Annotated in this window: 23 protein-coding genes; 9 read left to right on the top strand and 14 right to left on the bottom strand. The window is 35.8% G+C overall.

All coding sequences use genetic code 11. The annotated features are described in order from the left end of the window. Window positions 1–912: aldehyde dehydrogenase family protein (locus tag Q0W25_RS05985; RefSeq protein WP_298520165.1), on the bottom strand; the 912-nt coding region annotated here is incomplete at its 3' end. Between the two features lie 50 nt (window positions 913–962). Here Q0W25_RS05985 and Q0W25_RS05980 point away from each other — a divergent pair. Both Q0W25_RS05980 and Q0W25_RS05975 read left to right on the top strand, forming a co-directional pair. Further along, a complete protein-coding gene (locus Q0W25_RS05980) occupies window positions 963–1,544 on the top strand; it encodes a TMEM175 family protein (RefSeq protein WP_298520160.1) in 582 nt (193 codons plus the stop codon). After that, window positions 1,534–2,097, top strand: a complete 564-nt coding sequence (locus tag Q0W25_RS05975) for a TMEM175 family protein (RefSeq protein WP_297825336.1) — start codon at window positions 1,534–1,536, stop codon at window positions 2,095–2,097. Before Q0W25_RS05980 ends, Q0W25_RS05975 begins: the two co-directional genes overlap by 11 nt. Before the next feature lie 66 nt (window positions 2,098–2,163). Here the strand turns inward: Q0W25_RS05975 and Q0W25_RS05970 are convergent, their stop codons facing one another. The 4 genes from Q0W25_RS05970 to Q0W25_RS05955 all read right to left on the bottom strand — a co-directional run bounded on the left by Q0W25_RS05970 (window position 2,164) and on the right by Q0W25_RS05955 (window position 5,176). Then, window positions 2,164–3,036 (bottom strand): Cna B-type domain-containing protein, encoded by an 873-nt coding sequence (locus tag Q0W25_RS05970; protein WP_298520157.1) that lies wholly within the window; start codon window positions 3,034–3,036, stop codon window positions 2,164–2,166. A 32-nt stretch (window positions 3,037–3,068) separates the two neighbouring features. After that, window positions 3,069–3,779 (bottom strand): DUF4013 domain-containing protein, encoded by a 711-nt coding sequence (locus Q0W25_RS05965; RefSeq protein ID WP_298520154.1) that lies wholly within the window; start codon window positions 3,777–3,779, stop codon window positions 3,069–3,071. Between the two features lie 288 nt (window positions 3,780–4,067). Further along, window positions 4,068–4,250, bottom strand: coding sequence for a class III signal peptide-containing protein (locus Q0W25_RS05960; RefSeq protein WP_298520151.1), 183 nt, complete (start codon window positions 4,248–4,250; stop codon window positions 4,068–4,070). Then, window positions 4,250–5,176 (bottom strand): type II secretion system F family protein, encoded by a 927-nt coding sequence (locus Q0W25_RS05955; protein ID WP_298520148.1) that lies wholly within the window; start codon window positions 5,174–5,176, stop codon window positions 4,250–4,252. The genes Q0W25_RS05960 and Q0W25_RS05955 overlap by 1 nt, the downstream gene beginning before the upstream one ends. A 197-nt stretch (window positions 5,177–5,373) precedes the next feature. Here Q0W25_RS05955 and Q0W25_RS05950 point away from each other — a divergent pair, with 197 nt between their 5' ends. Then, the gene (locus Q0W25_RS05950) at window positions 5,374–6,807 is read left to right on the top strand and encodes a TrkH family potassium uptake protein (protein ID WP_298520144.1); all 1,434 of its coding nucleotides are present in this window, start codon (window positions 5,374–5,376) and stop codon (window positions 6,805–6,807) included. A 146-nt stretch (window positions 6,808–6,953) separates the two neighbouring features. Here the strand turns inward: Q0W25_RS05950 and Q0W25_RS05945 are convergent, their stop codons facing one another. Then, window positions 6,954–7,970, bottom strand: coding sequence for an aminopeptidase P family protein (locus Q0W25_RS05945; RefSeq protein ID WP_298520141.1), 1,017 nt, complete (start codon window positions 7,968–7,970; stop codon window positions 6,954–6,956). 46 nt (window positions 7,971–8,016) lie between these two features. After that, window positions 8,017–8,802 carry a DUF4013 domain-containing protein gene (locus tag Q0W25_RS05940; protein WP_298520138.1) on the bottom strand — a complete coding sequence of 262 codons (786 nt, stop codon included), beginning with the start codon at window positions 8,800–8,802 and terminating at the stop codon, window positions 8,017–8,019. Between the two features lie 107 nt (window positions 8,803–8,909). Between Q0W25_RS05940 and Q0W25_RS05935 the strand changes: the two genes are divergently transcribed. Genes Q0W25_RS05935 through Q0W25_RS05925 form a run of 3 tightly spaced genes read left to right on the top strand, consistent with a single transcriptional unit; the run spans window position 8,910 to window position 11,413 of the window. Next, window positions 8,910–9,551, top strand: coding sequence for a site-2 protease family protein (locus Q0W25_RS05935; protein WP_297825359.1), 642 nt, complete (start codon window positions 8,910–8,912; stop codon window positions 9,549–9,551). Window position 9,552: 1 nt separating this feature from the next. Then, window positions 9,553–10,755 (top strand): YcaO-related McrA-glycine thioamidation protein, encoded by a 1,203-nt coding sequence (locus tag Q0W25_RS05930; RefSeq protein WP_298520134.1) that lies wholly within the window; start codon window positions 9,553–9,555, stop codon window positions 10,753–10,755. 4 nt (window positions 10,756–10,759) lie between these two features. Then, window positions 10,760–11,413: a TfuA-related McrA-glycine thioamidation protein gene (locus Q0W25_RS05925; protein ID WP_298520131.1), complete on the top strand. Its 654-nt coding sequence runs from the start codon at window positions 10,760–10,762 to the stop codon at window positions 11,411–11,413. 308 nt (window positions 11,414–11,721) lie between these two features. On the opposite strand, the gene Q0W25_RS05920 is transcribed toward Q0W25_RS05925, so the two are convergent. Genes Q0W25_RS05920 through Q0W25_RS05905 form a run of 4 tightly spaced genes read right to left on the bottom strand, consistent with a single transcriptional unit; the run spans window position 11,722 to window position 14,687 of the window. Continuing rightward, window positions 11,722–12,180: a hypothetical protein gene (locus Q0W25_RS05920; protein WP_297825367.1), complete on the bottom strand. Its 459-nt coding sequence runs from the start codon at window positions 12,178–12,180 to the stop codon at window positions 11,722–11,724. 10 nt (window positions 12,181–12,190) lie between these two features. Then, window positions 12,191–13,030, bottom strand: a complete 840-nt coding sequence (locus tag Q0W25_RS05915; RefSeq protein WP_297825370.1) for a CBS domain-containing protein — start codon at window positions 13,028–13,030, stop codon at window positions 12,191–12,193. Window positions 13,031–13,065: 35 nt separating this feature from the next. Then, the gene (locus Q0W25_RS05910) at window positions 13,066–13,488 is read right to left on the bottom strand and encodes a universal stress protein (protein WP_298520126.1); all 423 of its coding nucleotides are present in this window, start codon (window positions 13,486–13,488) and stop codon (window positions 13,066–13,068) included. A gap of 44 nt (window positions 13,489–13,532) precedes the next feature. Further along, the gene (locus Q0W25_RS05905) at window positions 13,533–14,687 is read right to left on the bottom strand and encodes an amidohydrolase family protein (RefSeq protein ID WP_298520123.1); all 1,155 of its coding nucleotides are present in this window, start codon (window positions 14,685–14,687) and stop codon (window positions 13,533–13,535) included. A 185-nt stretch (window positions 14,688–14,872) separates the two neighbouring features. Between Q0W25_RS05905 and Q0W25_RS05900 the strand changes: the two genes are divergently transcribed. After that, window positions 14,873–15,418: a zinc ribbon domain-containing protein gene (locus tag Q0W25_RS05900; protein WP_298520120.1), complete on the top strand. Its 546-nt coding sequence runs from the start codon at window positions 14,873–14,875 to the stop codon at window positions 15,416–15,418. Between the two features lie 16 nt (window positions 15,419–15,434). Here the strand turns inward: Q0W25_RS05900 and carB are convergent, their stop codons facing one another. Together carB and carA are read right to left on the bottom strand one after the other, a co-directional pair. Further along, a complete protein-coding gene (gene carB / locus Q0W25_RS05895; protein ID WP_298520117.1) occupies window positions 15,435–18,611 on the bottom strand; it encodes a carbamoyl-phosphate synthase large subunit in 3,177 nt (1,058 codons plus the stop codon). 20 nt (window positions 18,612–18,631) lie between these two features. Further along, window positions 18,632–19,714 carry a glutamine-hydrolyzing carbamoyl-phosphate synthase small subunit gene (carA, locus tag Q0W25_RS05890; protein ID WP_298520114.1) on the bottom strand — a complete coding sequence of 361 codons (1,083 nt, stop codon included), beginning with the start codon at window positions 19,712–19,714 and terminating at the stop codon, window positions 18,632–18,634. 273 nt (window positions 19,715–19,987) lie between these two features. Here carA and Q0W25_RS05885 point away from each other — a divergent pair, with 273 nt between their 5' ends. Continuing rightward, window positions 19,988–20,305 (top strand): TfoX/Sxy family protein, encoded by a 318-nt coding sequence (locus tag Q0W25_RS05885; protein WP_298520111.1) that lies wholly within the window; start codon window positions 19,988–19,990, stop codon window positions 20,303–20,305. An 89-nt stretch (window positions 20,306–20,394) separates the two neighbouring features. Next, window positions 20,395–21,915: a DEAD/DEAH box helicase gene (locus tag Q0W25_RS05880; RefSeq protein WP_298520109.1), complete on the top strand. Its 1,521-nt coding sequence runs from the start codon at window positions 20,395–20,397 to the stop codon at window positions 21,913–21,915. Between the two features lies 1 nt (window position 21,916). On the opposite strand, the gene nadC is transcribed toward Q0W25_RS05880, so the two are convergent. Further along, window positions 21,917–22,741 (bottom strand): carboxylating nicotinate-nucleotide diphosphorylase, encoded by an 825-nt coding sequence (nadC, locus tag Q0W25_RS05875; protein WP_298520106.1) that lies wholly within the window; start codon window positions 22,739–22,741, stop codon window positions 21,917–21,919. Window positions 22,742–22,773 lie beyond the last annotated feature (32 nt).

Raw genomic sequence — 22,773 nt, 5'->3', positions numbered from 1 at the left:
CTTTTCAGTTTCGCTTACCAGCTTTTCTGCAAATTCATCTGCAATTTCCTCTTCAATGATTATCCTTTTAACGCCCATGCAGACCTGACCTGCATTCAGGAATGCACCATTAATGACACCTTTTACTGATTTTTCAATGTCTGCATCTTTAAGCACAACCATAGGATCGTTTCCGCCAAGTTCCAGTGTGACTTTTTTCATTCCTGCCTTTTGTGAAATCATCATTCCGGTAGTTATGCTTCCTGTAAATGAAATCTTATCGACATTAGGAGAACAAACCAGATAGTCCCCTACTTCAGATCCATATCCGGTTATTGTATTTACTACCCCATCAGGGAATTCATCATTTAAAAGTTCTGCAAACTTCATTACAGTCAAAGGCGCTTCTGTAGGAGGTTTTATGATTACTGTATTCTTGCAGGCAATTGCCGGAGCTATTTTATGGATTGTTAAGTTAAGCGGATAGTTAAATGGAGTAATGGCTGCAACGACACCTAACGGCAGTCTTTGAGTGAAAGCAAAAAAGCCCTTACCGTTCAATCCCGCATCCAAAGGAACGCTTTCACCATAAATTCTCTTTGCCTCTTCAGCAGCCAATTTCAATGTCTCGATTGACCTGTCAAGTTCTACCAATGATTCGTTGATTGGCTTTCCGACTTCCAATGTCAATAACTCTGCAAAATCTTCACGGTTATCCTTCAGTTTTTCAACTACATTGAACAGTTTATTTGAAACCTTGAATGCTGACATTTCAACCAGTGAGGATTTGGCTTTGTTTGCCTCATCAATCGCTAGGTCTGCAGTCTGCCTGTGTGCTATCGGCACTCTATCAATCACTTCACCATTATATGGATTTATAACCTCTTCCAAATCATCGCTTGAGATGTGCTTTCCGCCAATTAACATGTCCATTTTATCACCTTTAATTAATATTTTATATTGGAAAATATAAATAATCCCTTATGGAAACTACTCGCTTCGAAACATTTTTTGATGCAATAATTGCAATTATCATAACAGTGCTTGTTTTAAAGATTCCCCAACCTACAACACCAACATTTAGCGGCATTTTAGATTTGCAATTCATGTATATCGCTTATTTGATTAGTTTCCTAGTTTTGTACAACATTTGGTATGCAAATCATAATCTGTTCCAGATTATTGATACTATTGACAATACTTCCGTTTGGATTTATGGAATTATGACATTTTTCATTTCACTTTTGCCGTATTTTACAATTTGGCTTGCAAGAGACATTTATTCAATCCCCGCGGAAACAATGTTTGGATTACTTTTTATGGCAACCCATATTCTTTACACACTTGCTACAAGAGCGATTTATAGGAGCAACCCATATAATCAAAAGTTATATGAATTGAATTTCAAATCAAAAATAAACCACATCCCAGTGATTGTCTTGATTGTAGGATTTATATTGACCTACACCATTTATGTTCCTGGAATTTACATTTGTTGTTTGATTTCCATCATTTTATGGATATTGATTGGCAGATTGCTTAGGAGGTCCAGTAATGGAAACTGAAAGATTTGAAGCTTTAATCGATGCGATTTTAGCTATTATAATTACAATAATAGTTTTAGAACTGCCTCTTCCAAGCGCGGGCACATGGGCTGCGCTTTATGAAATACGATATGAGTTTTTAATTTATGCAATAAGTTTCGTAGTATGCTTCAATTTTTGGAACTTCAACAATAACATATTCAGTATCGTGAATAAAATCGATGCGCATATCATCTGGACAATGGGAATTACCCTGTTTGTATTTTCACTATTGCCTTACCTAACTACATTCGTTGCTGAAAATTTCTATCTTTTCTTCCCGCAACTGATGTATGGATTAAGTTTTATTGTGATTGCAATTCTTTCAATCATTATTGGGGAATTTCTAAAAAAATCAGATCCCGGAAATATAGCACTGCAAGTGGCACTGGGTAATCACTTACCTCTATACTGCACAATAATTGTCGTTTTAATAGGAATAATCATCGGTTACTTTGTATATCCTCCGGCAATTATTTCATGTTGCATACTTTCAATTATCGGAATTTGGACTATCCCAAAATTAGTAAATTGATTTTAATTAATTGAATTTTAAAAATAAAAAGAAGAGTAGATGTTAGACATCTACGAAATTAATTATCTATTTTTTCCTGCGTGCGAATGGAACAAATGCTGCTACCATCACTGCTAACACTAAAATGACCATTGGAATACCTGTTTTATGGTTTACTTTAGTTGGAGTCTTTTTAGTGTGTTTAACGACTTTCTGTTTCACCACTTGTTTGGCAACAGGTTCTGATTTTTTACTGGTATCAGTACTATTAGATGCTCCAGTATTATTATCTTGAGTTGAATCAGCAATTGGAGCCACATCATCAGTAGTATTGTCATCAGTATCATTAGTGTTGTTGGTATCGTCAGCTCCAACATCATTAGCGGAATCATCAGCAGGATTAGAATCATCTTGACCATTACCATCTGCAGTATTATCGCCACCATCGTTCGCATTCTCATCATCAGCTGCACCGAGTACATCATTTGATGCAATCTTATTTGTAATTACAAAACCGCTATTTGCATTACCGCTGACAGAAGCTGTGAATCCATTTTGACTTTCCACAACACTGTAACTTCCGTCACCAGTTACTTTAAAAGTAGCGCTCCATGAATTTGCAGGACTCAATACTGCAGTATCAACAACACTGCCACCACGCATGAGTTTTACTGTTACGCTTCCAGGTATTTTGCTGGAATCTCCAACCCATTTTACCTTAACTGAAATTGTTTTTTGTTTAACAGGGTTGTCAGCCTGCTTAACTGAATCATCTTGTTTTACAGGTTCTTCAGCTTGCTTAACTGAATCATCTTGTTTTATAGGGTCGTCAACTTGTTTAACTGAATCATCTTGTGTAACAACATCGCCACTCGCATTAGAATCTACTGCGGAAATGACACAAATTGATAACAGAAGGAATATCGCAAAGACACCCGCCATTAATAATTTTTTATTCATATAATACCTTCGATTAAATTAATAAGTTCTATTTATACATCAGAGTATAATAAACCGATTGCTCTAGCAGCGAAGAATGTAATGTAAACTCCTAATATGCCTACTAAAATACCGCCTATTATGGAATTCCATTGGGAAATAGCTGCTCCAATGAAGGATAAAACTAAAACTATGATAAACATAATTATTATGAATAGGATAATTGTTACAATTCCCACTTTTGAGATATCAGTAATTGCATCACCAATTGATAAAGCATAACCCAAATCTTCTGTTTTTGCCAATCTGCATACTCCCATCACTAATGCCAATGAGAATACGATTGATATAATTGCATCTATTACAGAAGCAAACCAATGTTGTAAGAAAATCGCTAAAATCGCCCCAACAATGATTGGAATAATCATATAAACTATGTTTACAACAAAATATTTTACACCATTGATAAATTGTCTTACAAAGTCGAGTTTTGGAGATTCATCACTTCTTTCAATACCATATTTAATAATATCAAGTTCGTATCCAGTAATTATAAATCCAATAAGAAGTACGACTATACCTCCAATGACACCTATTCCTAAAACTGCTAATAAATTTTCAGCGGCAATACCTGCTGAAATAGCTAAAATAGTACCGGTAAGAGCAATTCCTAAAACAATACCTAGAACTATATAAATTGCTAAAGAAACAACATTACTAATTGGATAAACCAATGCATCCTTAATTATCTCCCATAATTCCATTTTTTGTTCACCTTTTAATTAATTGAAAAAAACTCAATATGAGCTCATTTCACATTCATCTAATCAATAATATTTAAATCTGATTATAAAAAACGGATAAATCAGAAAAAATGGCATGTAAACTATATCTTTCTCGCGTTGCAGATTTCATTACAACTCAGAAACCGACCCAAAGCAAATCCAGTAACACCTGCACGGAATATATTACATCCCCCTACAGTTGCGACCACCCACATTATACTGTTATTTCAATTATAAATTTGAATAGTAATCTATTCGGTTGATTTTTTATTTGAAATAGTCTTTAATATTTTCCAGGCCATCATTGAATTCATTGACCTCCTTTGATGAAATTTCGCCATTCAACTTGGAGACATAATTGTTATACATATAAATCGCAAGCAAAACAACGACTATTATCCCACCAAACAACAGAATAAATTCTGCTGATGCCTGGCCTTTTTCATCCATTAGAAACCTCCCATAAGCAGATTTTCCCCAAATGTAGAAATAACATAAAATATTCCAAAAGATGCAGCCGCCAAAGGCAAGGAAAACTTAATTCCCTTTTTAATTTCACCATACATTATGATGCTGATAATGAAGCCCACCAAAACCGAATGAATTAACATGTATATTTCACCAGCTATTGGGGCGGTTAAAATAATCTCCGATTCCAGCCCATAACTTTGCATAAATCCAGAATAAACGCTGACCATGCCGATTGCAAAGGGGGTTGCGATAATGGCCGATATCAACAAAAACATTACAGACATCATCACGGTTGACTTGCGCTCCCTTTTAAGAGCTAAAAGATCTCTCAAATCATCTGAAACTTCCAACAATACTGTTGATATACTTGAACCGGATTTACGTCCATCCAAAATAATGCCAAAAACCCTTTCCAAATCTGTTGATTTTAAACGCTTGCTCATTGCTCCCCATGCATCATCAAAATTGCGCCCCATACGAATCTCGATGATGGTTCTTCGCATTTCGTCATAAAGTGGACCCTCTCCGTACTGCGACATATCCTCCATTGCGTTTTCAAAGCTGAGTCCAACCTGAAGCATGCTTGAAAGCTGCCTTAAAAAGTCGGGTGCTGTTTTTTCAATCTCCTGAGACCGTTTTTCCTGCTGAACAATGACATATGTGAAAAGTCCCGGAACTACAAAAAAGGGAAATATCAATACAGAAGTTGGCAGGTTTAGAATTGTAATTGATAATACCAAAGCAATTTCCCCAACTAAAATAAAAATTATAATTACTGCTAAAACTTTACTTGCATCTGTAAAAATGGCTCCGCTCAGCAAAAATTCCTGTAACTTAGATAAATACTTTTCAGGAACAATATTATCTAAAAATAATGACAAATAATTGATTATTTTAAATTTCATGAAATAATATCATGTATAAAAACATATAAAGTCTTTGTTATATACTGCAGCAATTTTACAGAGAAAAATAATTATTTTAATATGAATTCACTGAACAACATTAGCCTAAAGTAAAATTTAATTGTCTAAAAATTTATATGATGTTATATTAAATACTTATATGATTTATCACACTTTTTATCAATGGCCGGTTAGATATGAGATACATTAATAAAAACGACGTATTGATTATTGCCAGAAATTCTGGAATAATGATGATAGGAATTGGAGTATTGTGCTTAGTTCCGATTATCGTTGATTTGATATATCTGGAATTCAATGCAATAGGTTTTCTCATACCTGCTTTAATATCAATTTGTTCCGGGTTATTCTGCATAAAGGTCCTGGACAAATATACCATCAATAAAATACGCCTTAAACATGGAATGATAATATCAACATTATCATGGCTATGGGCGTGCCTCATCTGTGCTTTAGCGTTTTATCTTATAACCGGAATAAACATTATAGATGCCGCTTTTGAAAGTATGTCTGCTTTGACCGGAAGTGGAATAACCATATACAGTGACGTGGAAGTTTTACCTCACAGCATACTCTTTTTCAGGGCATTGCAGCAATGGGTTGGCGGTTTAGGAATTATTGTTATGATAATAACTTTTCTGATTAAACCTGGAAATAAATCATCCACATTGTACCAGTCCGAAGCCCGTGAAGACCGTATCAGACCATCCACAAAGGCCACAATCAAAGAGACATTGAAGATTTATTTGATTTATACTGTTTTTGGAATTATACTATATCTGCTTGCAGGAATGCCAATTTTCGATTCAGTTTGCAATACATTCTGTATCATTTCAACTGGAGGGATGAGTGTAAAAAATGCGAATATTGGATTTTATCAAAGCGATTTGATCTATTTCATCACAATGATTCTGATGATACTGGGTGCGACAAGCTTTTTGGTCCATTATAAAATTATTAAGACCCGCGGAAAATCATTGATTCAGGATTTGCAATTCAAGGTCATGATTTCCTTAATAGCCATTTCAAGTCTTATAATTTATTTTGTATCACACATCGTTCCTATGGAGGTCTTATTTACAGTAGTTTCTGCTGTCACCACCACAGGAGCAAGCATTCAAAGTTCAACTGCACTGGGCGCATGGCCTCCATTTGCACTTTTCATCATAATGATGCTGATGCTGATGGGAGGTTCCAACGGATCCACAGTAGGTGCAATCAAATTAATGCGTGTCATTACATTTTCAAAGGGAATCTACAAAAATTTACGTGAAATCTGGTCTCCCGAAGGCAGTGTGGTTCCAATGGAAATTTCCGGTGAAAAACTTTCAGAAAAAGTCTCAACACAAAGCGGAAACTATATAACCCTTTACTTTTTATGCATACTGTTTACCTGGACATTGCTGTGTTTATATGGCCATGATCCATTCAATTCCCTGTTCTTCACCATGTCAATGCAAGGTAACGTCGGTTTGGAAATCGGACAACTCTCCCAAACAATTGAATTGCCGTTAAAGGTCATTGGAATGTTTAACATGTGGACCGGCAGATTAGAGATATATCCTGTACTGATTACACTAAGGGCGTTGTTTGAAGTTTTCAAGAGATAATCACAGTATCTTCTGAAAATCCGAAACTAATTTTTAATTTGAAACGGAATATGTATTGCATTAATGCCTGCAGATTTGAGTATTTCAAAATAAAATGAAACTGTTATCAGACTGAAATTAGCCATTTGTGCTGTTGCCTATATTTTTTATTCAATATTCAGTGGCAGGTCTCCTATTATATTGCCTTTTTTTGAAATTGATACAGTATCTTCAAGGCGGACACCGAATTCACCTTCAAGGTATATTCCCGGCTCGACCGTTATGACCATACCCTTTTCAATGATGGTTTCATCGCGGGTGGAAAATCCTGGAGTTTCATGAATATCCAGACCTAAGCTGTGGCCAGTTGAATGTATGAACTTATCCCCATAGCCGTACTCTGAAATAATATCACGAGCCATATTATCTACATCACAGCATTTGATGCCTGGACGGATAGATTTAATTGCCTTTTCATGTGCTTCAGCTACAATATCCCAGATTTCATGTTGTTTTTCTGTATAAACCATTGTACGAGTATTGTCTGAACAATACCCTTCAAAAATAGCACCCCAATCAATCAGAACAGGATTATCCAATTTTTTATCCTGCGGAATGGCATGGGGCAAACTTGAATTTGCTCCGCTTGTAACGATTGTATCAAAAGACTCTTTTGCTGCACCGTTTTTAATCATATGCCCTACCAAGTCAAAAGCAACTTCCTTTTCAGTGCCATCATTATTTAAAATGTCCAACTGTAAAAAAGATTTTTGAGCTATTTCAGTTGCTTTTGCAATCTTTTCTATTTCCAAAGGAGTCTTGATCATTCTTTGCTTATCAACATATGTTCCAGAACCTATTTCAAAATCCTCGCTGAATTTTTCATAAGTGCTAAAAGGAAGGCTGGGTTCGATGGCCAATCTATTGATGCCATCACATTTAAGCTCCTTAATCATTGCTTCAAAAGACACGTATTCCTTAACTTCAATAATGGAATCCCTCATAGCCAATTCCATATCCATTCCCGAAGCATAAACAACTGGATTTTCCTTTATTATGCAAAAAGCAAAACTGGTTGGTTTATACCCTGAAATATATTCTACATTTGTAAATTTGGTAAGCAGATAAGCTTGAAAATCATCTTTTTCCAAGTCATTTAAAATATTATTGACATGCAAATCCATATTTAATATTTTAGAAAAAGTATTATAAAAAAATAGGGAAAAATGATTAATCAAAATCGTTTTGAGATTTTTCCATTTCCTTTTCCTTGTCCTTTATTTTGCAATATATCGCACCAATACCTAAAAATTGAGTGGCAAATATTAAAAATCCAAGAAATGTCTCCCATAGATTATCCAGCATTGGGATTGGAAACATGAAAGACTGAAGATATGTTAGAATTACCAATGCAATCACAATTGAAGTGAGGTCTTTTGCATAGTTTCTCCAGCCAAATATGTTAATACTTCTTATGATGGCCACTAAATTAAATGCTGATAGTAACTTTTTGGTGTCTGCCACTCTGGCTATTCCAATTTCTCCAAAGAATGTTGTTACATAAAAAATAAAACCCTCTAAAAGAACAAAAGATATCGAAAGATCTGGATATGCATACAACAGATGCATATAATCATTTAAATTCAAAAATAACTCTTCCAAATCGAATATCGGAGCGTCAAATAAATATGCTACGAAACTCAAAATTGCTGCTTGAATCGTGAGATAAAAAGCAAAAACTATTAATGCTTTAATTCCAAGGAAAATTGTATCGCCAATTTCTATTTTAGGTAACCTATAACCATGATTTATCCTATCACGAGTTATTGACATTCCATAACCCATTAAAAGAATGGAAATTATCCAATTAACTGCCGCCCCCACATTCGAACCATAAACGTTGGACGAAAAATCCGGAATCCGCATTGAAATATATATTAAAATTAACACGAATATAAAAAACGGCATGTTATAACTACAGTAATCCCAAACTTTTTTCAATCTGAAAATAGGCATCCATTTCCCCTCATTTAATATTTTGACATATACAGATATAAATAATTAGACCCTGATGAACTTAAAAAAGATAATTATATTAAAGTCAAATAAGATATTTTAACATTATGTTTAAATTTACACGTAATGAAGTACGAGATTTAATAATTGCATTTTTCGTCATTTCACTTTGTTTCGCAATTGTGAATGCTGGGCGAGATGTGGGTGCAATCATTGCCATATTGCCAATCGTCATGGTTGGTGTAGGACTCGGATTCATCTTACACGAACTCGGACATAAATTTGTGTCAATGAAATATGGCTACTGGGCTGAATTCAAATTATGGCCTCAAGGATTGCTATTTGCACTCATCACATCCTTTTTCGGATTCGTATTCGCCGCTCCAGGAGCGGTCTATACTTATGCAAATTACATGACTGATGAAATAAACGGTAAGATCTCCATTGCAGGACCTATCGTCAATATTGTTCTTGCATTGATATTTTTAGGCGTTGCAGCAGCAATTTATCCTTCCGCATTCCATTCTTCAACTTCAGCATTGATATTCATCGTTTGTGCAATAGGATACTCAATCAACAGCTTTTTGGCCGTGTTCAACCTATTGCCAATTGGAAACTTAGACGGATCAAAAGTATTAAGTTGGAATTTCGGAATTTGGATTATTACTTTTGCAATTGCCGGAATAATGACCTTATTGTCCATGACAATGGGTGTAGAAAATATTGTTAGATTAATTATAGGATTTTAAAATGACTGAAGAGCTCACTTATTTCAAAGGAACACACAGAGTAATCGCTCCTAAAAAAACCATTGAAATCAATGAAGACAAATTGAAAACCGCAGGCATAACCCGTGTGGCAGACATTACCGATTTGGACAGGATAGGAATGCCAGTTTTTACAGCAATTAGACCAACTGCAGAAGATGGTGCAATCAGCATTTACGGCGGAAAAGGAATTACAAAAGACCATGCAAAAGCATCCGCCATGATGGAAGGTTTTGAAAGATATTCCTCAGAAAAGCAAGACTCTGACGAAACCATAATAGCTACTGCCGATGAAATTGCTGAAAAAGGGAACCCTGTCGAATTGAAATCCCTGAATTTGCCGCAGCAATTTGAAAAGGAAGATGTGAATGCACTGCAATTGGAATGGAGTTTGACCCATGATTTGATATCCGGCAAGGATTACTACGTTCCTTCTAATGCAGTATTTCATCCATACACACCTGAAAGCAATATTCAAAGATTATTCAAATCAAACACCAATGGACTTGCTTCCGGAAACATATTGGAAGAAGCCATCTTGCATGGAATATTTGAGGTGATTGAAAGAGATGCATGGAGCATCTTTGAATTGACCCACAAAAACTATTCCCAAATCAATTTGGACAGCATTGAAAGCGAACTTATCAATGAAACCATCGATAAATTTGAAAGTGAGGGGATTAAAATCAAACTAATGGATTTTACTGCAGATGTAAAAATTCCAACCATTGCCGCTTCAGCAGACGACACCATTACACGGGATGCAGGATTGTTGACTCTGGGAATGGGAACACATCTTGACCCAGAAGTTGCCATATTGAGAGCATTGACAGAAGTTGCACAAAGCAGAGCAACACAGATTAATGGTGCCCGTGAAGATACTGTAAGAGCAGACTTTGCCCGTGAAGCAGGTTATGAGAGAATGAAAAGAATAAACAGATTCTATTTCAAACAAGAGGAAACCCAAATTGACCTTGGAGATATCGAAAACAAATCCACCACATCAATCAATGAGGACATGGAAATCGTGAAAAACGAATTGGTTGATAACGGCATTAGTAAAATCTTATACACTGATTTAACAAGACCCGAACTTGACGTGAGCGTTGTAAGAGTCATCATTCCAGAAATGGAACTGTATGCAATCGACCCGTCAAGAGCAGGATACAGATTTTTAAAAGTATGATACCATGGTAAAAATCATCATTTATACAGGATTATCACTTCCATTTGATGAAGCAAAAGAGATATTGGACTCTCATGACGAAGTGGAGGTTATCTACAAAAAACCTATACAAAGGGGAGACCTTAAGCAAGCATTAAAAGAAAATCCCGACATCATTGGAATAATTGACGGAATTTTTCACCAGAATTCCGCAGTGGGACACAGAGAAATACTGGATGTTATGAAAAAGGGTGTTGAAGTTTATGGGGCGTCAAGCATGGGTGCTTTAAGGGCTTCAGAACTTGACAGCTTAGGAATGCATGGTATTGGTTATGTCTATGAGCAATATGCTTCAGGAAAAGTTGTTTCAGATGATGATGTTGCAGTAATGCTTGATTCACAAACTTTGGAAGCCCTCTCCGAACCGCTGATTAACATGGACTATGTTTTTTCCAATGCGGCTGATGAAAATATAATCACACCGGCTCAAAAGGATGAGCTAATAAAAATCGCAAAGGAAACATACTATCCAAAAAGAAATTATGCCCAGACATTGGCTAAGTCCAGTCTGAATGATGATGAAAAGGGAAATCTCATTAATTTCATTCGCGAATCTGACGACATCAAAAAAGAGGATGCAAAACTATTGATCCAACACATTGCAGAAATTACATTATGACCAATTCAGACTTCAAAATTGGTCAAAAATATCTCTTTTTAAAAATTTATATACATGCAGTGGACAATCCTATCAGAATATTAAGATGTTGGATTTAAACAAATCTTCGATTGATTAAAACATCAAGTATCTGAAAAAGTCGCATGAAATTTATTGTAAATTGACGATAATGACTGCTTCAAGCAATTCCTTGAAAATGCTCCATTTTATGCCAAATTAATTTTACATTAAACTTCAAAAGAAAAAGAAATGACAATCAAAAAATAGTTATGGAATTATCACTTAAAAAAATAGAGCATATCTGGCAGTTAACTTTTCATCTCTTTATACTTTTTTAGAACAATGTCTGGAGTTTCAATAACATGATCGAAAGTTGCTGAAAACATCTTGGCTTCGAAGTCATCTTCGACCTTCCTGAGTCCTGCAAGAGAAATTGAACCTTCCTCGATTTTGAAACTGACTCCATCGGCAGAAACAGAAATCAAATCGATGCTTATTTCAGAGGCATCCTCCAAATTTTCATTAGCCTCGACCTGATATTTGAGGTTTAAGACCTTATGAGGCATTACTTCATTAATTGTTCTTTTGATAGCTGAGTCAAAAAGCTCTAAAAATTTTACGGCAGGTGGTAAATTATTAGCCCACCAATAATTAATAACAGAGTTTAAAACAATGTTGTGTTCGGCAAAATCGTCATATAATCTTGCACGAACTTGAACAGCACTATTTTTAACCATCTTAACTACTAGAACTGGACTAACAGCCATCGTATCACAATTATTCAACTAATGCTTTAATTAAATCACTAGCTCTTACGAGTCCGACTAAATCGCCTTCAACGCCGATGACTGGAATTTGTTCAATATTCAATGATTTCATTTTTTTAGCACAGTCGGAAACTTTAGTTTTTGAGTTAGCAACTTCCACATTGCCCACTGCAACATCAGCAACGACTTTGTCTGTGAATTTTAAGTGGTTTTTCTCAATGTATAATACGGAAGTACTATCCCATGACCATTTATCCCCTTCAGTACCTACAGTGGAACTGTGTTCACTTCTTTCTGAGATAATTTCAATTTCTGAAATGAAATCTGTTTCGGTTAAAATTCCTGATAATTTTGCATCGTCATCTAAAGCGAGTACTGATTTTAGACCAAATTGATTCATGGTTTCAAAAGCAACATTCAAAGGAGCTTTTTCCCATGTTGTCGGAACAGTAGTAATCATATAATTTTCAACAGCATCGTCAACATCAATTTTGGTTAATGCTTTGGATACTAAATCAAAAGATGTGATGATTCCAACCAATTCGCCATCTTCATTAGTGACTGGAACTCTTCTAACATCGTTATCAATCATTAAACGAGCAGCTTCAGTAACATCTTCATCCGGACTTACAGTAACTAATTCCCTAGTCATTAACATTGCGATTTGCTCTTCATCAGGATTATTAATTAAATCTGAACGAGTAATGACTCCAACTAATATATTAGTGTCTTCTTTAACTACTGGAAGTACTGCTTTATTTTCTTTTCTCATTAAGTCTAAAACTTTTTCCCTGTTACCTGGAACGGAAACACTTACAACATTTTTAGACATGGTTCTTTTGACTAACATTAAAAACACCTATATAATCATGAATTGGTAGAAAATTAATGTACTACAAGTACAGCACATTTTGCAGAGTTTACGACTTTGTCTGCAACACTACCCATAATAAATCTATCAAAGCCAGACTTTCCGGAACTTCCCATAACTATTAAATCAACATTTTCATCCTTTGCCACTTCTAAAATCACTCTTGCAGGAGAACCTTCCCTAATTACATGAGATATTTTTATGCTATCTTCATTTAATTTATCGAATTCCTTAAGGTTTTCCACAGATCTTTCATTCAAAATCTGATTTAACTGAAATACTTCATCGTTCAATGGAAGTCCTTGGACAAAATTATTTTCTGTGACACTTACAGCGATTATTTCAGCTCCACTGACTTTCGCTAAAAATAATGCCTGTTTTTGTGCCTTTTTTGCGAATTCTGACCCATCAGTAGGGACTAATATCTTTTTATACATTAATAACATCCCCTATAATATATAGATTTTTTGCATCTATGATATTATACATTAATTTTTTTATTAATGGCATATAATATATTTTTCGATTCACACCTATTTATCATATTTAAATATGGATCAATAGAAAAAGAATTTGACACAATGAACTCTGCAGGATTGCCAACATCAATCACTGATTTTTCTATTATGTCATTTATTTGAGTGTTACAAATGTTTGTTGTAGCCATTTTCAATAGCTCTTTTGGGTTTAAATAGCTTTTATGACAAACAGACATGATTTTTAATGTGAACTCTAACTCTCGAAACATATTTGGGCTGTTAAGCATTACATTATCGCTTCCAAGTAATGGTTTGATTCCCAAATCCAGCATTTTGTTCAGCTGAGGCACACCGACATTCAATGTGGCATTGGCACGAGGACAAACGACAACATTGGAATCTGATTGGGCCACCATTTCCAAATCATCATTTTTCGCATTGGTCAAATGAACCAGTTGACTGAATTTTGATTCGACACCGCGGGCGATTTCTGTTTTATTGAATCTACTTAGAGATTCTGCCTGATTTGATTTTGATTCCGCCACATGAATGGATGAAATTTTTCCGGCCTTATTGCATTCATTAACTATTATTTCAGCCACTTCATCGGTTATTTCTCCAAATCCGCTAGGAGCAATTCCGTCGGCTATTTTCAAAAGTTTGCGGCAAGCAATCTTGACCCCTTTTAAATCGGGATCATCACCATAGAAGCTATCGTCACGACCTAATATGACCGCTTTGATTGGAATATCCTCTGCGGCCTCCCTTAAAAGTTCGACGCCGCGGATTCCTCCTTCACGATAATCTATGAAATGTGTTGTTCCTCCTTCAACCATTTCCCACATTGTGGATTTCATGGCTGAAATCAGTTCCTCATCGTCGGCATCGGCTAATGCTTTGTGCTTAACGCCGTTAGGAGGCTTGACCATTTCACTTAATGACAATGAATAACCTTCATCCTTAATAATCGAATCCCCAATATGGGTGTGGCCATTGATAAATGAAGGGCAAACGACTGCTCCATCGACATCTATGATTTTGCCTTCTGCAGATTCTTTTCCGATTTCAACAATTTTGCCTTCATCAACGACGATATTTTCTTTTTTTAAGGTTAAATCATGGCCTTTTAAAATGATTCCATTAGTTATAGTAAACATTAAAGGAAAATCTAATTTTTTTTATTAATAAATTTTTGTATTAAATAACTATATTAAATTGAAAATATTAATATTAAAATTGATATTGTTGGCTATGGATTGAGAACAATCATGACAATATCATCTTTTTTAAGGGGATGATTTCCATTAACTCTCAAGAAATTCGATATTTTTACAGAAATATTGTGAAAACAGGTGATGTTTACAGAGTTAAACACAACAATAAAGATTACGGTGAGTTTAGGAAGTTATCTGATGCTTTATATGAAAGAGATGCGCTATTTTTCTGTAATTTTGATTATGATTTGCTTGTAGAATGTGATTTGGAGAACAGATACGAGAATATGGAATTGCCTCCGTTTCCCGAAAAAAGACCGAAAGGAAGAATCAAAGGAATTAAGGTCAACAAGGAGGAAAGGGAAGGTGAAATTCTTTTTGACCATAAGCTCCGCAGTTTCTATATTCAAAAAGGGGAAAAAATCATCGGTTACTATGAGACAATGACCGAAGCGTTCTATTATAAGAAACTGCTGATGGACAATGACTGGGACGAACGTATTCTTAAAAGAAACGTTACAGAAACAGTTGAAGTCAACATCAAAATTGATCCGCAAAAAGAGTATAAGGTTCAATTGAACTATTGTCCTAAGTGTAAAAATAGATTGGAAATCGGTGCGACAGAATGTCCTTCATGCGGTATCAATATTAAAAAATACCTATACAATAATTAAAAAAAGGATAGAGAAATTAATCTCCATCAACATAATCATTTAATGATTTAACATTTATTTCACTATTTTGTACAGCTGCAATTGCGTTTAAAGCTGCTCTTGCACCTGCCAATGTGGTAACATACGGAATACCAAGTTCAATAGCTAAACGTCTGATGATATAACCGTCTTTTGCAGATTGTTTACCTTCAGAAGTGTTAATGATTAAATCAACTTCCTTGTTTAGGATTGCATCCCTGATGTTTGGTGAACCTTGGGATACCTTCAAGACTATTTCAACATCATCCAGGCCGGTAGCCATACCTGTACCATCAGTAGCCATAATCTTAAATCCTAAATTGGCTGCTTTTTCAGCAATAGGTCTGATTTTCTTTTTATCCTGTTCTTTAACACTGATAAATATCTTACCTTCTTTAGGCAATTCCATGCCTGCTGAAAGCTGGGATTTGTAAAATGCCATTCCGAAGTTTTCATCTATACCGATACTTTCACCAGTAGATTTCATTTCCGGACCTAAAACAGTGTCTGATTCAGGCAATTTCAAGAATGGGAATACGGATTCTTTTACAGCCACGTGGTCTATTTTAATCTCTTTGGTCAATCCGAAGTCTTTTAGTTTAGCTCCATCCATAATCCATGTTGCGACTTTTGCCAATGGAACACCAATAGCTTTACTTACAAACGGAACAGTTCTACTTGCACGAGGGTTTGCTTCAATAATGTAAACCATCTCTTCATCAAGTTTAACTGCATATTGGATGTTCATTAAACCTTTTACATCAAGTTCTAAAGCCAATTTTGTGGAATTTTCACGGATAGTATCCAATATATGTGCAGGAATAGTTTGAGGAGGTATTACGCATGCAGAATCTCCGGAGTGGACACCTGCCTCTTCGATGTGCTCCATGATTCCTGCAATGAATACGTCTTCACCATCACATAGGATATCTACGTCTAATTCAATAGCGTCTTCCAGGAATTTGTCCACTAAAATAGGATGATCCGGTGACACTTTTACGGCCTCTTTCATATATTCTTCAAGCTCATTGGTATCATAAACTATTTCCATAGCCCTTCCACCGATTACATAGGAAGGACGTACCAATACTGGGAAAGTGATTTTTTCTGCAATCTCTTTAGCTTCCTCAAATGAATTAGCGGTACCATAAGGTGCTTGATGGATATGCAATTTTTCTAGAAGTTCTGCAAACAATTCCCTGTCTTCAACTCTGTCAATGCTTTCATATGGAGTTCCTAAAATCTTAACTCCTGCATTTGCCAGCGGAACTGCCAGGTTAATGGAAGTTTGACCACCGAACTGAACAATTACACCGTCAGGCTTTTCTTGATCTATTACACCCATAACGTCTTCAAAAGTGAGCGGTTCGAAGAACAGCTTATCAGAAATATCATAATCTGTACTTACGGTTTCAGGATTGTTGTTGATTAAAATGGTTTCGATTCCATCTTCTTTCAAAGCAAGAGATGAATGTACACAACAGTAATCGAATTCAATACCCTGACCTATTCTGATAGGTCCCGCACCTAGAATGACAACTTTTTTCCTTGCAGTTGAAGTGAGCTCGTTTCCTACATCATAGCTGCTGTAGTAATAAGGTGTTTTAGCTTCAAACTCTGCAGCACAAGTATCTACCATCTTATAGGATTGCTTGATATTGTATCTGGAAAGCAAGTTTCTAATATACTCTTCAGTCTGGCCGGATAATTTGGCCAATCTTTTATTGGAGCATCCTAACTGTTTTGCTTTTCTTAAATATGCTTCATCATCTAATTTTTCAGCAGTAACATCGTTTTCAAAGTTTACAATGTTTCTGATTTTGTTTAAGAAGAAATTGTCAATTTTGGTCAATTCGCGGATTTTATCTATGTCCATTCCATCCTTGATTGCTGAATAGATCTGGAAGTAAATTAAATCAGTAGGATTGGCTAAATCTTCTTCTGTGTATTCAACATATTCAAATCCGTCAAAGCCCATGTCAAGTGACCTTAATGCTTTTTGGAATGCCTCTTCAAAGGTTCTTCCAATAGCCATCACTTCACCTGTTGCTTTCATTTGAACCCCTACTTGACGGCTGATTCCTTTGAATTTGTCGAATGGCCATCTTGGGATTTTAATTACAACATAATCGATAGCCGGCTCAAATGAAGCTGGAGTTTCTTTGGTAATGTCATTTTTGATTTCATCCAAGGTTAATCCTAAAGCCACTTTTGATGAGATTTTAGCAATCGGATAACCTGTTGCCTTGGATGCGAGAGCACTACTTCTTGATACACGAGGGTTTACCTCAATTACCTTATATTCATCGGTTTCCGGATTGAGTGCAAACTGAATATTACATCCTCCGCGAATTCCTAATGCTCTGATAATCTTAATTGATGCGTCACGCATCTTTTGAATGGTTTCATCGCATAAGTTTTGAATAGGGGCAACTACAACACTGTCCCCTGTGTGAATACCCATAGGGTCAATATTTTCCATGGTACAGACAATGATACATGTGTCTTCCTTATCTCTCATAACTTCAAATTCTATTTCTTTCCATCCGAGAACTGATTCGTCGATGAGAACCTGATTGATGAAACTCATATCCAATCCATGATTGGCTATTTCAATTAATTCTTCTTCATTATGGGCAATTCCACCACCGGTTCCACCTAAAGTGAAAGCAGGTCTTACGATAACAGGATATCCTATGTCCTTTACGGCTTCAAGTGCGCCATCCACACTTTCAACAGCATGACATTTTGGAATTTTCTCACCGATTTCTTCCATAAGATTGGCAAATAAATCACGGTCTTCAACATCCTTAATGGTTTGAACGTCAGATCCTAAAACCTTAATTCCTTCAAGCAAACCTAAATCTCCAAGACCTGTTGCAATGTTTAATCCGGTTTGTCCACCCATTGTTGGTAAAATAGCATCAATATTTTCTTCTTTTATGATTTTTGCAACTACTTCCGGAGTTAATGGTTCGGTATAAACAGTGTCTGCCATTCCAAGGTCTGTTTGAATAGTAGCTGGATTACTGTTAACAAGAACTGTTTCAATACCCTCTTCTCTTAGTGATTTACATGCTTGTGAACCTGAATAATCGAATTCTGCAGCCTGTCCAATTTGAATCGGCCCAGAACCAATAATTAATACTTTTTTAATATCTTTATCAACTGGCATATGTAATCCTCATCAATTTTTTAATAATCATCCATCATTTGGTTAAATTCATCAAAAATGCTTCTTGTATCGTTTGGACCCGGTCCCGCTTCAGGGTGGTACTGTATACAATGTAGCGGTAATTCCTTATGTGAAATACCTTCAGGAGTTCCATCATTTAAGTTGACTTGAGTTAAAACTAAGTCTGTTTCTTTTAAAGATTCCTTATCAATGGTAAATCCATGGTTTTGGGAAGTTATGAATACTTTACCAGTGTTTAAATCTTTTACAGGTTGATTTTCTCCCCTGTGTCCAAATTTCATTTTATAAGACCTTGCCCCAAAGGATTTTGCAATTAACTGTTGTCCCATGCAGATTCCGAAAATCGGCAATCTGTTTGATAACTTCTTCATGGTTTCAATAGTCTCTGACACCCTATCAGGATTTCCAGGTCCTGAAGTAATCATCAATCCGCTTGGGGAATAATCTAAAACAGTTTTATAATCAGTATCATAAGGGAATAAAATTACACCAATATCCCTTTCCAAAAATGAGTTGATAATATTCTTTTTAACTCCACAATCAATTAAAGCAACTTTTTTGTCTGCGTCTTCATTGAACACTTTAATTTCTTTTGTGGAAACTAGAGGCACAACATCCCTATCTTCAATGCTTGGCTGTGAACGAGCCATTTCAAGCAATTTATAATCAGCAATATCTTCAGTTGTAATCGCTGCTTTAAGAGAACCTCTTTCACGAATCTTAAGAGTTAAATCACGAGTATCAATACCGCTTATTCCAGGAGTTTCGAATTCCTTTAAAAATTCGTCCAAAGTCTTTTGCGGTCCGAAATTGGAAACTTCTCGACAGACTTCACGGCAAACAAAACCTTCAACTTGGATTTTATCTGATTGATACCACTTCTCACTTACCCCGTGATTTCCTTCCAAAGGATAAGTGGACATTAAAATTTCTCCTCTAAAAGACGGATCAGTCAAAGATTCGGTATAACCACCCATACCTGTGGAAAAAACAAGTTCTCCCAATTTAGTGGTCTCATAACCAAAAGCTTCGCCTTTTAAAACAGTTCCATCTTCTAAAGCCAACTTAGCTATTTTTACCATTAAATCACCATCATAAAAAAATAAAATTATTTTCTATCTTTTATATATTTTATTTTACTATATTATTAAACTTTGTTTTTTAACAAAAATGGAGTTTTTATGGAAAATAAATGGAAATTTGTTTTCCGATGATTGAAAATTACATGATTAAAATGAACATTTAAAGAGATATATTTAAAGCATTGACAAATCATTAAATATTAAATCAATGAAGGAAATAATGAACATCAAGAAACATCAAATGCATTTTCTGGAATAATTAGGGGATTAAACATGACATCGAGCAAAGAGTATCTGGAATACATACTGGAGCAGCTATCAGAACTGGAAGACATAACACATCGCGCAATGATGGGAGAATACATAATATACTATCGAGGCAAAATCATCGGAGGAATTTACGATGACCGCTTCCTGGTAAAGCCCGTAAAATCAGCAAAGGCAATGATGCCCGATGCAGATATGGAATTGCCCTATGAAGGTGCGAAGGAAATGATTCTTGTTGATGATATCGAAAACAAGGAATTTCTAAAGGAATTGGTGGAAGCAATGTATGATGAGCTTCCTGCAGTTAAAAAAAGACGCAAATAGGTTCTTAGATATTGTAAAAACAAGGATAGATAAAACATTAAATATTTTTAAAATCATATTAACGACATAAGATACTGGGAACAAAAAACATGGACAAAGAATCTGAAAAATTAATAAAGAATCAGTTAAAAGACCCTGTGGCCTTTAAGAAATTTAAAAGAATGGTCAGCGAAACAAAAGCCTATGAAACTCCAAAATCATTTACTGGAGAGCTTAGGCCATATCAAAAGATAGGCTATTCCTGGTTGGTTCAAAACATAAAATATAATTTCGGATGCATATTGGCAGATGACATGGGTCTTGGAAAAACCGTCCAAATCTTAACGGCGATTCTTCATTTCAAGGAATTGAATCCCCTGGATACCGAACCGTCACTGATAATCGTTCCTCCTACTTTAATATCCAATTGGGAAAATGAAATAAAAAAGTTCACTCCATCATTAAGCTATTACATTTATCATGGATCCAACAGAACTTTCCCTTTTGAGGACTATGACATCATGCTGACTTCTTATGGAGTAATAAGGCTTGATTTAGACATGTTTGCAGGTAAGAAGTGGTTCATATGCGTTATTGATGAGGCACAGAACATTAAAAACCCGAACACCCAACAAACTAAAGCAATCAAGGGAGTGCCGGCATACAACAAAATCGCACTTACAGGAACCCCAATCGAAAACAAACTAACCGATTACTGGTCCATATTCAATTTTGTAAACAAAGGATACCTCTCAACGCTTGACAATTTCAAGGCGAATTACGTTATGCGAATTGAACGGCTGGAGGAAACAAAAACTTTAGACAAGTTCAAAACAATAACAAAGCCTTTTGTCTTGAGGCGCCTGAAAACCGATGACAACATCAAGGACGAGCTTCCTGACAAGATTGTCAATGACATCTATTGCTCACTGACAAAAAAACAGATTCTCCTATACAATGCAATAATGGACGGAATCTTTGAAGAGTTGGAAGGAAAGACAGGTATTGAGAGAAGAGGAATCATCTTAAATATCATAACTGGTCTGAAGCAGGCCTGCAATCATCCCGCCCAATATCTGCGTTCAGACAATCCTAAAATTTCAGAGTCCGGAAAGATGGAGCTTCTAATTACTATTCTGGAAAATATTTTGGATGTTGACGAAAAGGTCATAATATTCACACAATACGCCCAAATGGGCAAAATCATACAGAAATTGGTTTCTGAAAAGCTAAAGACAGATGTCCTGTTCTTGCATGGTTCTCTAACACAACAAAAAAGAAATGAAGTGATTGAAAATTTCCAGGAAAACAAGGACAGTAAAATTTTAGTGGCAACTCTTAAAACCGGCGGTGTTGGACTGAACCTTACAGCCGCACAGAACGTTATTCATTATGACTTATGGTGGAATCCTGCTATAGAAAACCAGGCTACCGACCGTGTGCACCGTATAGGTCAAAAAAGCGATGTTATGGTCTACAGGTTCATCACAAAGGGAACTCTCGAAGAAGTGATTGACGAAATGAGCAAAAGCAAAATAGATCTGGCAAATAAGGCCATCAGCAGCGATGAAACTTTCATCACCGAAATGAGCAATGAAGAATTAAAGGAAAAGCTATCCTTAAGGTTATAGCCTACTCCATTCTCAAACTAAAGTTAAGGCTTCTTGATGAATGAGTCAGGGCACCAATTGATATGATGTCCACACCATATTCGACATAATCAAGAATGTTTTCTTCAGTTATGCCTCCGGACACTTCAATTAATGAATTTTGGCGAATGCCTATCCTTTCCAGTTCATCAATGACATCTTTTACTTCCTCACCAGACATGTTGTCAAGCATTACTATATCAGCTTTATTTTTAACGCATTCAATCGCGTCATTTAATGTTTCGACTTCGATTTCTATTTTTTTAGAAAAGCTGGTGTTTTCCTTTGCTTTTAAAAGGGCATCCAACGGAGTTCCGCAAACTGCAATATGATTGTCCTTAATCAGAACCATGTCATCCAAACTGAAACGGTGAGTGTCGGCCCCACCTACTTTCAGCGCATACTTATCAAATTTGGCTATTGCAGGGGATGTTTTGCGTGTTCCCGCGATCCTAACGTCATAACCTTTAACCAAATTGACATAATGACTGGCCGCACTGGCCACACCACTCATCCTCATGGATAAATTAAGCACAGTCCTTTCAAGAAGCAGTATAGTTCTGGCATCTCCCTTTACAGACATCAACAAATCGTTTTTGGAAATTTCGCAACCGTCATTTAACCAGAATGTGACCTTGACGCCATATTCCTCAAAAATCTCACGAACAATATTCATTCCTGCTAAAATACCTTCATCCTTTGAAATAATATATGCATTAACCTCTTTTGCCTCTTCAACAACAGCTTGTGAGGTAATATCACCAAATCCTTCGTCTTCTTCAAGCATATATTCAATAATTCTATCCAAAAAATCACCAAAGTCAATAATTAATATTAATA

Source organism: uncultured Methanobrevibacter sp. (assembly GCF_947166415.1).
Classification (GTDB): domain Archaea; phylum Methanobacteriota; class Methanobacteria; order Methanobacteriales; family Methanobacteriaceae; genus Methanocatella.
The sequence above is the reverse complement of the archived record's forward strand: the minus strand, read 5'-3'. Positions and strand labels throughout refer to the sequence as shown.